General features: G+C 39.9%; 8 protein-coding genes and 1 rRNA gene. 3 read left to right on the top strand and 6 right to left on the bottom strand.

Annotation, left to right across the window (positions count from 1 at the left end):
• A 16S ribosomal RNA gene (locus DC083_RS08380) occupies positions 1-260 on the bottom strand; the annotation flags it as partial.
• An 860-nt stretch (positions 261-1,120) separates the two neighbouring features.
• Positions 1,121-2,650, bottom strand: coding sequence for a glutamine-hydrolyzing GMP synthase (guaA, locus tag DC083_RS08375; RefSeq protein ID WP_109189774.1), 1,530 nt, complete (start codon positions 2,648-2,650; stop codon positions 1,121-1,123).
• Positions 2,651-3,284: 634 nt separating this feature from the next.
• Here guaA and DC083_RS08370 point away from each other — a divergent pair.
• From DC083_RS08370 to DC083_RS08360, 3 genes are read left to right on the top strand one after another with little or no spacing between them, the layout of a single operon-like run.
• The gene (locus DC083_RS08370) at positions 3,285-3,524 is read left to right on the top strand and encodes a FeoA family protein (protein ID WP_109189773.1); all 240 of its coding nucleotides are present in this window, start codon (positions 3,285-3,287) and stop codon (positions 3,522-3,524) included.
• A 3-nt stretch (positions 3,525-3,527) separates the two neighbouring features.
• A complete protein-coding gene (gene feoB, locus DC083_RS08365) occupies positions 3,528-5,876 on the top strand; it encodes a Fe(2+) transporter permease subunit FeoB (protein ID WP_229822714.1) in 2,349 nt (782 codons plus the stop codon).
• Positions 5,873-6,136 carry a FeoC-like transcriptional regulator gene (locus DC083_RS08360; protein ID WP_109189771.1) on the top strand — a complete coding sequence of 88 codons (264 nt, stop codon included), beginning with the start codon at positions 5,873-5,875 and terminating at the stop codon, positions 6,134-6,136. Before feoB ends, DC083_RS08360 begins: the two co-directional genes overlap by 4 nt.
• A gap of 212 nt (positions 6,137-6,348) precedes the next feature.
• Here DC083_RS08360 and DC083_RS08355 read toward each other — a convergent pair whose 3' ends face one another.
• The 4 genes from DC083_RS08355 to rng form a co-directional block, all read right to left on the bottom strand.
• The gene (locus tag DC083_RS08355; RefSeq protein WP_109189770.1) at positions 6,349-8,631 is read right to left on the bottom strand and encodes an FdhF/YdeP family oxidoreductase; all 2,283 of its coding nucleotides are present in this window, start codon (positions 8,629-8,631) and stop codon (positions 6,349-6,351) included.
• A 576-nt stretch (positions 8,632-9,207) separates the two neighbouring features.
• Positions 9,208-9,633, bottom strand: a complete 426-nt coding sequence (locus tag DC083_RS08350; protein WP_109189769.1) for a YqaA family protein — start codon at positions 9,631-9,633, stop codon at positions 9,208-9,210.
• 79 nt (positions 9,634-9,712) lie between these two features.
• Entirely contained in the window at positions 9,713-10,996 is a 1,284-nt protein-coding gene (gene coaBC, locus DC083_RS08345) for a bifunctional phosphopantothenoylcysteine decarboxylase/phosphopantothenate--cysteine ligase CoaBC (protein ID WP_109189768.1), read from the bottom strand.
• 215 nt (positions 10,997-11,211) lie between these two features.
• Positions 11,212-12,738, bottom strand: a complete 1,527-nt coding sequence (gene rng, locus DC083_RS08340; RefSeq protein ID WP_109189777.1) for a ribonuclease G — start codon at positions 12,736-12,738, stop codon at positions 11,212-11,214.

Here is a 12,738-nt window from a genome sequence, read left to right as displayed (position 1 = left end):
TACCTCACCAACTAGCTAATCCCACATAGGCTCATCTCTTAGCGCAAGGTCCGAAGATCCCCTGCTTTAAACCGTAGTCCACATCCAGTATTAGCTACCCTTTCGGGTAGTTATCCTAGACTAAAAGGTAGATTCCTATGCATTACTCACCCGTCCGCCACTCGCCACCAAAGAGTAAACTCTCCGTGCTGCCGTTCGACTTGCATGTGTTAAGCATACCGCCAGCGTTCAATCTGAGCCAGGATCAAACTCTTCAGTTTAAATCCTTAATAATGTTTTAAATCTCTCGATCTAACCCATTTACTCAATTACTGCTACTATTCCCATTATTAAAAATAGTGCTGGAATTGTTTGGTTAGACTTCTATCTTTTTGCTCTCGCAAAGCGATACAAGCCCCCATACAAACTTACTTAAGATTAATTTGTTAAAGAACGCTTAGTGAACAGTAAAAGTATTCATCACCCAAAGGTTCGTTTACTTGCTTCTCACTGCCCTAAGCAGACGAACTATACTACAGATCGAGATGCTTATTGTCAAATTTATTTTTGAAGTTTTTTAATCTTTTTGAAATTAAAATTAAAACTAACATTTCCTAAACTTGACCGCTTTAAAAGTTGATCACAACTCCCAAAACCACTCTCTTCTCTGTCACCTCGAAAGGTGTCGTCTGAATCAAGAATGAGAATTCTACACTCTTTTTGAGATCTTGCAAGGGGTTTTCTGAAATAATTTTAATGATATTGACAAAACAGACTCAATCTATTGATTTATATGAATTTATATTTTTATGGTTTTTAAGTTTTATCATCGCAATTCAATCTTACTATTCAAAAATACATTAATTAATAAGAAATAGCCTTTATATCCTCTTTCTCATCTTTTTCTAGGTATTCTCTTTTTCTACATCTTTTATCTAAGTGTAAGGCTTCTGCCCTTCTTGTTTATCTACGCCTATTTTTACTAATCCTTATTGGAAGCAACTGTTATTGAAAATAAATAAAAAGAGGATCTTAATGATCCTCTTTGAGTATATCTGTATATACCTATATTTTAATCTCTATTCTAGAGATTTTACTTATTGAATTAATGTTAAAAGCTACTCTTCGTCATCCATGATTATTACTCCCATTCAACAGTTGCAGGGGGTTTACTTGTAATATCGTAAACCACACGATTAATGTGTTTGACTTCATTCACCATTCTAACAGAAATTTTCTGTAATACATCCCAAGGGATACGCGCAAAATCAGCGGTCATTCCATCAATAGAGGTAATTGCGCGAATAGCAACAGTGTAATCATAAGTCCGAGAATCACCCATTACTCCAACACTTCTTAATCCTGTTAAAACAGTGAAGTATTGCCAAATGTCACCCTCAAGTCCGGCAAGTTTGATCTCTTCCCGTAAAATCGCATCGCTCTCACGCACGATTTCTAATTTCTCTTCAGTGATATCCCCTAAAATTCGAATACCTAGTCCTGGCCCTGGGAATGGTTGCCGCCATACCAATTCATGTGGCATACCAAGCTCAAGCCCTAATTCTCTCACTTCATCCTTAAAGAGCGTTTTAAGAGGCTCGATTAATTGGAACTTCATATCTTCTGGCAATCCACCGACATTATGGTGCGACTTGATTGTTTCAGCTGTATCTGTACCACTCTCAATAATATCTGTATAAAGTGTTCCCTGAGCTAAGAAATCGATATCTTTTAGCTTTTTCGCTTCATCATCGAATAGGTAAATAAATTCATTACCAATAATTTTACGTTTTTGCTCAGGATCACTAACGCCGGCAAGTTTACTCAAGAAACGATCTTTTGCATCAATACGAATAATATTAAGACCAAATTTACCACCAAGACTCTCCATTACTTGATCTCCTTCGCCTTTACGAAGTAGACCATGATCGACGAAGATACAGGTCAATTGATCTCCAATCGCTTTTTGTAATAGAACACCCACCACACTAGAATCAACGCCCCCTGAAAGTGCTAATAATACCTTCTTATCGCCGACTAATTCTTGGACTTTTTTGATCTCTTGTTGAATAAAATAATCCATTTTCCACTGATCAGAACAGCCACAGATCTCATAAGCAAAGTTACGAAGTAATTCGAGGCCAAATGAGGAATGTTTCACCTCTGGGTGGAATTGAACGCCGTAAAGATTTCTCTCGGGGCACTCCATTGCGGCAATTGGACAATCACTACTATGAGCTGTCACTTCAAATCCTTCTGGTACTTCCGTCACAAGATCACCATGACTCATCCAAACAGATTGTGTTTCTGGTAGCCCATCAAAAAGTGTTGTCTCTTTGAGATCAACATGTAAAAAAGCTAAACCATATTCCCGATTTGCTGCTTTTTCGACTCTACCGCCCAATTTGTGGGTCATCAATTGCATACCATAGCAGATCCCTAATACAGGAATACCTAGGTTAAAGATCTCTGGATCAATCGAGAATGCATTTTCTGCATAGACACTATTCGGACCGCCTGAAAGAATAATGCCTGAGGGCGCCATCGCTTTAAGCTCTTCTGCTGTAACTTTATGCGAGATTAACTCTGAAAAAACCCCGATCTCACGTATCCGCCGCGTGATTAGTTGATTATATTGACTACCATAATCCAAAACGATGATTTTTTCCATCAAAGCGCTCCTCAAAAGCTTAGTTTAAAAAAGTTCGATCTATTATAGCTGATCTACAACTAATTTAACTATTTCCTCAAAAATTTAATCAAGCGTAATTTACATCTACAGCCTAAACCTTTTGATTATTCTACTTTCTATTTGAAGTTAATTTCATTAATACAACCATTCTCTTTACCTTTCTCCATCGAAGTATGTCATAAAATCACAAAAAGAATACAACGATTCACCGACCTCCGATATAACTACAAAAATATATTATCCTTATCGACATTTGCAGAAAAGATAACCCAATCTATATTCATATCATCTCTATCATGATAATAAAGCATTATTAAAAATTAATAAGTTATGAGAAAAACAATCGAGTTTTAATTTAGAATTCTATTCTATAGAGTCGTACAGTAAAGGCAAACCTCACCTCCTCTAAATCTAGCTCGAGCACACACTTAGAGAAAGAACACATTCTAACTAATTGATAGATTTTATCTTGCATCTATTCTTCATAAATAAAACAAGTGATTAAAACCTGATTATTGTCACATAAAATGACAAACTTAATTGATAATAAATCTCAATAGGAATATATTTACATCAGTATTTTACTTTCCTTTATATTTATCGAGAGTCGATTATGACAACATTCACCCTTGATCAATTAGCGGTTAATGAGACTGCTATGATTAAACAATTGAATACTGCTGAACCACAATATCGCAATAAACTACTCGCTATGGGAATTACTCCGGGTTGTGAAGTAAAAGTGATTCGCACCGCGCCGTTAGGTGACCCTATGCAGATTATGATTAGAGGCTTTCAGCTCTGCTTACGTAAAGCGGAAGCATCTTCCATTATTGTAGAAAAGGGTATTTAAATTATGGCGAAAACAATTGCCCTCTTAGGGAACCCTAACTGTGGAAAAACAACCCTTTTTAATGCCTTAACAGGCCATCAACAAAAAGTGGCTAACTGGCCGGGTGTCACCGTTGACAAAAAGAGTGGGCATTTTACCGTTAAAGGTCAATCCATTGAAGTAATCGACCTTCCAGGTACTTACTCCTTTGAGAGTAGCGATAATAATACCTCTCAAGATGAGTTAATCGTACGAAATTATCTCCTCAATGCACCGGACACACTCATTATCAATGTCATCGATGCCGCCAATCTACAGAGAAGTCTCTATCTTACATTTCAGCTTCTTGATCTAAAACAGCCGATGATTATCGCACTCAATATGATGGATGTAGCGAAATTAGAGGGTATTGAGATCTATCTTTCATTATTGCAAGAGAAACTACACTGCCCCGTCATTGGGCTCTCTGCCCGTAAAAATGAGGGTGTTGAAGAGCTCAAAAAAATGATTGCAGTCTATGAACCAGCACCTTATTTAGATCATGAAGAGATCTTTGCAACACAGAGCCCTGCGGTTACTCAAATTATTAATGATGGCATTGCAGCGCTCCCAGAAAATAGCCCTATCCGTTCGGCAACGCCTTGGCAACTATTGGAAGCAATTAAAGGGGAATATCAAACCATCCCCTTATCAGAACAAGATCAATCTGCCTTGCAATCTATGCAGCAACAGATTGCGCAATTAGCCGATTGCGAACTTGATATTATTTTAGCTAGTAGCCGCTATGAAGCGATTGACCAACTAGCCCAATCAGTAATTAAAACAACGGGAATTGCAAGTGGTAAATTAACCGCTAAAATTGATAACTGGGCATTAGGTCGCTTTACCGGCATCCCTATCTTTCTCATCGTTATGTTCCTCATGTTTGCTATTGCGATCAATGTGGGTTCTGCCTTTATCGACTTCTTTGAGATTCTGTTTGATGCTATTTTTGTCAGTGGCTTAGGTCATCTTTTAGCATCCATCAATGCTCCTGATTGGTTAACCACCTTCTTAGCCAATGGGATTGGTGAGGGGATTAAAACTGTTGCTAGCTTTATCCCCGTATTAACAATGATGTTCCTCTGCCTCTCACTATTAGAAGATTCTGGCTATATGGCTCGTGCAGCAATGGTGGTCGATCGTGGTATGCGCGCCATTGGCCTACCCGGTAAAGCCTTTGTGCCCATGCTAGTTGGCTTTGGCTGTAATATTCCAGCTATTATGGGAACGCGCACCTTAGAGAATGAGCGCGATCGATTAATGTCGATTATGATGATTCCCTTTATGTCTTGTGGGGCTCGTTTACCCGTTTATGCGCTCTTTGCTGTCATTTTCTTCCCTAATAATATCGGCATGATCGTCTATGCACTCTATCTTCTTGGAATCATAGTCGCTATCTGCACAGGATTAGCATTAAAATTCTCTATCCTTAAAGGCCCTAACACCCCTTTTATTATGGAATTACCGGCTTATCATATGCCAACGCTTAAAGGGATTAGCATTACAACCTGGGATCGACTCAAAAGCTTCATCTATCGGGCGGGTAAGGCTATTATTATTGTGGTAGCTATTCTCGGAATTCTCAATAGCGCCGGGACTGATGGCACATTTGGTAATGAAAATAGTGAAAAATCAGTTCTTTCTACCATCGGTAGAACTATCACGCCAGCCTTTGAACCCATGGGTTTGACTGAAGAAAACTGGCCGGCAACTGTTGGGATCTTTACCGGTATCTTTGCTAAAGAATCAGTGATTGGTACCTTAAATTCCCTCTACTCTCACGATGCGCCCGAAGAAGAATTTGATTTCTGGGGGCAAGTTGGTGAGGCTTTCCAAACTATTCCAGAGAATCTGGCTGAATTACCCAAATTACTGCTCGATCCTTTAGGCATTAATGATCAGGTGGCCGATGGCGATATTATGGCAATCCAAGAAGCGAATGATGTGAATGATACGACCGTTTCTGAAATTCAACATTACTTCACCTCCACCGCTTCGGTGATCTCTTATCTGATCTTTATTCTACTTTATACCCCTTGTGTTGCGGCCTTGGGCGCTGTTTATCGAGAGGCAGGATTGCGTTGGACGATATTAGTGGCAAGTTGGACCTTTATTATCGGTTGGATTTTAGCAACAGGCTATTATCAATTCCATCTTCTTAATATGGGAGCTGGCATTGCGCCGATTATTTGGATCATCTCCTTAGCTGCTGCACTCTTTGCACTCTTTATGCTTCTTCGCTATATGGGTAAAAAAGAGATCTTTACAGAAAGCAAACAATTCATTGCACAGAGCCACAAAAAATCTTCTAAAGGGAATTGTTGCCAATGATTTTGATTAAATTAAAAGCGTATGTTGACCGAGAGAAAGAGGTTCCACTCGGTCGCCTTGCTCATCATTTTCAAATGCCGGAAGATCTTATTGCCAATATGATGGAACACTGGGTACAAAAAGGGCTTATCCAAAAACAGACAAGTCAATGCGGTCAATTAGACGCATCACTCTGCGGTGGGTGTACTTCTAATTGCCATACAATGGCAGCACCGAAAGCAACACAAACAACAGTTATCTATCAAGCCGTAGAAAAATAAGGATCTCAATAAGGATTATTTTTCAATGATTAAACGATCAGTACTACGTCATTGAACTGAGTAATCGAACTGACCCATTAAACTCACCAGCTAAATTATAAACAATAAAAACCACTTCTAATGATAACTAGAAGTGGTTTTTGATGCGTTATCTATCACTATCAACAAGATTTTTTAGAGATAGAACTGAATCCATCTTTCTTATACTACTATTAACTTGCGAGTTCTAACTTCACAGGAATATTTTTATAAGCGGGAATTCCGGACTGTTCATCGAAGTTCTCTAATTTCACCAAGTTATTCGCCTCTGGGAAATAGGTAGAGACTGATCGATCCGCAATATCGTAGATCACTACTGTTAAATTATCTAATCGACGATCCGTTGGATTACGATCTTTATCTAACGCAATAATATTGACCTTCTGCCCTGCTTCAACACCTTGCTTTTTCGCTTCGTTTTCACTAATAAAGAGTACATCTCGTTGCCCAAAAATACCGCGATAACGATCATTCATACCATAAATAGTTGTATTGTATTGGTCATGACTTCGCACTGTTGAAAGTGTCAACTCGGCATTCATTGCTGAACGTGGATCCTCAATTAAGCCATCCTGAGTTTTAATAAAATTCGCTTTACCACTCTTAGTGACCCATTGACGTACTGTAGCAGGATTCAAGAGATGAAAACCCGTTGGTGCTTTAATACGCTCGTTATAATCATGAAATGCCTCATAGACAAAAGCGATATCGTCACGAATCTTACTATAATCTGCGACAAGATCATCCCAAGGGACTTTCGTGTCTGGAATAGCCGCTTTAGCAATACCCGCAACAACGGCACATTCTGATTTTAAATGTTCACTGACAGGTTGCAAAATACCACAAGATGCTGTGACAAAATTCATGGAATCTTCCACTGTGACAACTTGTCGCCCTGTTTTTTGTATATCGATTTCTGTACGCCCTAAAACCGGTAATAGATAGGTATTCTTAGAGGTTAAAAGATGAGAACGATTCAATTTGGTAGCAATATGTACCGCAAGATCTAATTTCTGCATTGCGGCATAAGTTTTATCATGATCTGGCATTGCTTCAGCGAAATTTCCGCCCATACCGATAAAAGCTTTTGATGAACCGCTATACATCGCCTCAACAGACGCTACAACGGCATGTCCCCATTCAGTAGGTGCAGTAAAACCATATCGCTCTTTGAGTTTACCTAACATCGCGGTACTTGGTTTCTCGGTAATCCCAACAGTACGATCTCCCTGTACATTAGAGTGCCCACGAAGTGGGAGAATCCCAGCGCCTGGTTTCCCCATATTCCCTTTCAGCAATAGTAGATTCACAAGCTGTTGGATATTTTGTGTACCATGCTCATGCTGCGTAATTCCCATCCCATAGCAGATAATAGTTCGCTCAGCTTGAATATAGAGCTCTGCAAACTCTTCAATTTCAGCTTTAGTTAATCCAGATACATGGGTAATATTATCCCAATCCGTATTAAGTACATCTTCCCGTACCGCCTCGTAGCCTACCGTATGATCTTTAATAAACTCAAGATCTAGGATAGGTGCATCACCATTAGCAACTGCCGTTTCATGTCGCTCAATCACAATACGCATCAAACCCTTCATCAGAGCAACATCACCGCCTACACGGACTTTATAGTAGTGAGACGCTAAAGGTGTCGCATGATCTGTCACCATATCTACAGGATTCTGTGGATAGAGGAAACGTTCAAGCCCACGCTCTTTAAGCGGATTAACTGCCACAATTTTGGCACCTCTTTTCACAACACTACGATAAGTGCTCAAAATACGAGGATGATTTGTACCAGGATTATGGCCGATATCAATGACCAAATCAACGGTATCAAAATCCTCAAAGACAACTGTTGATTTCCCTACACCAATAGAAGCAGCTAACCCAACACTTGTGGGCTCATGACACATATTAGAGCAGTCCGGGAAGTTATTCGTTCCATATTCCCGACCAAATACTTGATAAAGAAAAGCAGCTTCATTAGAAGTACGCCCAGATGTATAGAGTTCTAATGTTGTATGATCTTGATACCCTTGAAGAATCTCTCCAATCTCTTTAAATGCATTATCCCACTCAATAACCTGATAACAATCCGTTTCAGGATTATATTTCATAGGATGCGTTAATCGACCAAGATCTTCAAGGGAATGCGCATCCATCTTCGCGAGCTCTGATACAGGATTTTTAGCAAAAAAACCAGGGGTTGCTGTTTTACTAGTCGCCTCCCAAGCGACTGCTTTTGCGCCATTTTCACATACATCAAAAATCGGCGTTCTAGCAGGATTAGGCCAAGCACAACCTGGGCAATCGAAACCATCGTGCTTATTCATATCAAAGAGTGCACGAATATCAGCCCCTTCCCGATCTTGTGCATCTAATGCTTCTACCACAGCTTTTAGCGCACCCCAGCCACCGGCAGGTCCTTTATAATCTTCAATTTTCTTTGTCATTTTAAACCTCACTCAGGGATCTCATTGATTGTCTATACAACACAATCAATAAAAATAGATTCATCAATTTCAATAAAACTCAACAGTTAACTATCACCCAAACTATTTATTAATATATAAAAATATACATTAAAATACAATTTTATTTATTTTATATAAACTAGTATAAACATTTATAAATATTTATAATATGTTTTAATAATAGACGATCTATTACTGAGTTTTCCAAATGTAGTGAGATTGGTTCAAAAGAAGCTTATTAAAATGCCGGCGCATCGGTTGATCGAGATAAGGTAGCCGTTCTATCCGGCATCATGCAAGTGTTGTTCAAAAGCCATTTTTCTTAAACCAAATTTACTATAACTCCTCTGAATGAAGATCAGCAAAATGCGGCAATAAGATAATATGGGAAAAACACGATTATTCTTAACGAGAAGTTCCCTAATTGATATCACAAATTTGTACGGTCATCTCCCTACTCTCTATATAGATTTTCCACATAAAAAAGCACCCAAAAGGGTGCCTTAATGAGTTACTTATCATCCTATATTTTGTGTCTTATCAATATCGAGATTCTCAAATCACTTTCTCCGCTACCTCTAAAAAAGCAATAATAATAAGGTAACGTACGCCTTTTCCAATTAAAATTGCCAAACTTGCTTTCCAAACATTGAGTCGAAACCAGCCAGCAGCGATTGGCAAAATATCGCCGATAAAGGGCATTCCCGAAAGAAGCAGCGTCCAAGAACCATATCGACGAATGTAATACTCTGTTCGGGGTTTAATTTTCTTGTGATTTGGAATAATACGTCCGACAAAGAGCATAATCATACTGCCTACAGTATTAAAAAGGGTCGCAATCAACCAAGCGGATAACGCAAAATCAGGATGCTTATGCAAAAAAGCCACCAATGCAACCTCTGAACTTCCCGGCAAAATAGTCGAAGACGTCACACTAGAGAGTGCTAATAATGATAAAGACTCAACAACTGAGAGTGCCATAATCGATTCCTTTCAAGATTTATCTCACAAATCAATCATAAAATAGGGCTGATAAATTTATTCGGCTAATTCATTTGTCCTATTCATTCGGAAATAGGGTCATAATGGTCTCTAAAATTTGTTGAGCAATCTCTGACTTATCGGCTTTAGGCAACGGGATACGCTCGCCACTTCGGGTAAAAAGAATCATCTCATTCTCAGATTCACCAAATACTTTACCCCCTGAAACATCATTTAAACAGATCATATCCACATTTTTACGCAGTAATTTCGCTTTTGCGTGCTCTTCCACAGATTCCGTTTCAGCGGCAAAGCCAATACAGAGCTTAGGACGATCATCCCCTTTGGCAATCGTCGCTAAAATATCGGGGTTTTGTGTCAAAGTAAGCGTTAACAGATCTTGCCCTGTTTCTTTCTTCATCTTCTGAGAAGCTCGATTCACCACACGATAATCGGCAACAGCCGCAGAGGCAATAAAAAGATCGCAAGCACCTTTCGTATCACTTGAGGTAGCTTTAGTGACTTCAGCAAGCATCTCATCAGCACTTTTCACCTTGATTAGTCGAACATTTTGTGGCGCTTCAAGGGCAACAGGTCCAGAAACAAGCGTCACCTCTGCGCCCATTAGAGCGGCTTTCTCAGCTAAGGCATAGCCCATTTTACCGCTAGAATAGTTACTGATATAGCGCACAGGATCGATCTCTTCTACCGTTGGGCCCGCGGTAATCACAACCCGTTTACCGGTAAGAGGTAATGATTTGACTCCTTTCAGATCAGAGAAATCATTCAAATCACTCACATCACTCGAATGGTTCGATTCCTTCAGTGGAAGTGAAGCCTTCATTGCTAAAATCTCATCACGAATCTCCGTAGGCTCTAACATTCGCCCTTCCCCTATCTCTCCACAAGCTTGCGCGCCGTTTCCCGGCATTAAGATATGAACACCGCGCTGTTTTAAGGTTGCGATATTGGTCTGAGTTGCGATATTACGCCACATTAAACGATTCATTCCCGGCGCTAACACGATCGGTTTCTCAGTGGCTAGACAGATCGCCGTTAAAAGATCATCTGCCATTCCCATCGCTAATCTTGCCATACAATTCGCACTTGCCGGCGCAATGAGTATCAAATCAGCCCAACGCGCTAACTCGATATGCCCCATTCCCGCTTCGTGACTGGGATCTAGAAGATCATAAACCACAGGATGACCGGATACTGCCTGTAACGTCAAGGGCGTAATAAAACTCTGCCCCCCTTTTGTCATCACAACGCGCACACTGCATCCCACTTCCCGCAAACGGCGGACTAAATCTGGCGATTTATAAGCAGCGATACTTCCTGAAATACCCAAGACAATATTCATAATAATTTCCTACGACTAACCCTGATAATCCATCTGATGAGCTATTCAATGACCTCTTGAATAATCTATTGAATCTACATCATAAAAAGAGCGCTACTGTTGATCTCTCGCTTCAACGGATAACGCTCTTATAATCTACCTTTTCATCTATTTTGGCAATGATGTGTGTTAATTCTATTGACCCATCTATTTATGCCAATCTACTCTCTACTTCATTACATTGGGACAATATCAAATTGCTCTACAGGATAGAGCTCTTCTGCTTGCAATCGAATATTCGCATCAATCTGATTTTGCAGATCAGCCACACTATGTGCTTCTTCATCTAATAACCGTTCAATCACTTCCGGTGCAGCTAAAACAAGAAACTCTTTAAGCGTTGGAAAACGTTTTCCATCCCGAATTAATTCCCGCAATATCTCAAAGCAAACGGTCGCACTGGTTTTCACATAGCCATTTCCTTGACACTTAGGACAAGGCTCACATAATAACTGCACCAAGCTCTCCCGAGTGCGTTTACGCGTCATCTGCACTAATCCTAATGAGGTTACCTCACTAATAGAGGTTCGAGCATAATCTTGTGAGAGATGTTCAGAGAGTTCTTCTAAAACCCCTTGTCGATGCTCTTCGCTCTGCATATCGATAAAATCAATAATGATAATACCCCCAAGATTACGCAATCTCACTTGACGTGCCAAAGCTTGTGCGGCTTCAAGATTCGTTTTATAAATGGTCTCTTCTAAATTTCTAAACCCAACAAAGCCACCTGTGTTGACATCAATGGTGGTCATAGCTTCGGTCTGTTCGATCATTAAATAACCACCAGACTTGAGATCTACTCGTTTTTCTAAAGCAAGATTAATCTCTTTTTCGGTATTAAAGAGATCGAAAATCGCTCGAGGGCCCACATAATATTCAATGCGCTCGGTCATCTCAGGTAAAAAGCGAGTCGTGAAATCCATCATTCGCTTGTACCCATCCATCGAATCAATCCGCACACGCTGAATATCTTTCGAAATATAATCCCGGAGAATACGTTGCTCTAATGGGAAGTTACCGTAGATAATTTCGCCCACTTTTGCTTCTGTAATACGCTGTTTTACTTCACCCCAAAGGCGATTTAAAAACTGCATATCGGCCCGTAATACCCAAGGATCCGCACCTTCCGCAGCTGTTCTTGCGATATATGCGCCGGGGATCTCTGCTTGATAATTTTGTAAAATCCCTTTTAACCGATCCCGTTCCTCTTCATCTTCTATCCGAATCGAGACACCAATCACATCGGAATTAGCGAGGTAAACAAGATAACAAGAGGGAATCGAGATTTGTGTAGTAATACGCGCCCCTTTTGTACCTAAAGGATCCCGTATTACCTGCACAATTAATTCCTGACCTTGAGTCAGCAATTTAGTGATATCAATCGCTTCAGGATTACGTTTTGTGGGAAGGCGCTCATTCTCTTCTTCGCCATCACTACATTGATCACACTGCTCAGGTGCATATTCACTACAGCTTGTCTGAATATCACTCACGTGTAAAAAAGCGGCGCGATCTAAACCAATATCAACAAATGCTGCTTCAAGGCCCGGTAATACACGAATAACGACCCCTTTATAAATATTGCCAACTAATCCTCGTTTTTCATCTCGCTCAATCAGCACTTCCTGCGCTATTGCATTGCTAATTACAGCAGCACGCGTTTCATTTGGCGTAATATTAATCAAGATTTCGTTATTATTCAT

The organism is Ignatzschineria ureiclastica, from assembly GCF_003121845.1.
Classification (GTDB): domain Bacteria; phylum Pseudomonadota; class Gammaproteobacteria; order Cardiobacteriales; family Wohlfahrtiimonadaceae; genus Ignatzschineria; species Ignatzschineria ureiclastica.
The sequence above is the reverse complement of the archived record's forward strand: the minus strand, read 5'-3'. Positions and strand labels throughout refer to the sequence as shown.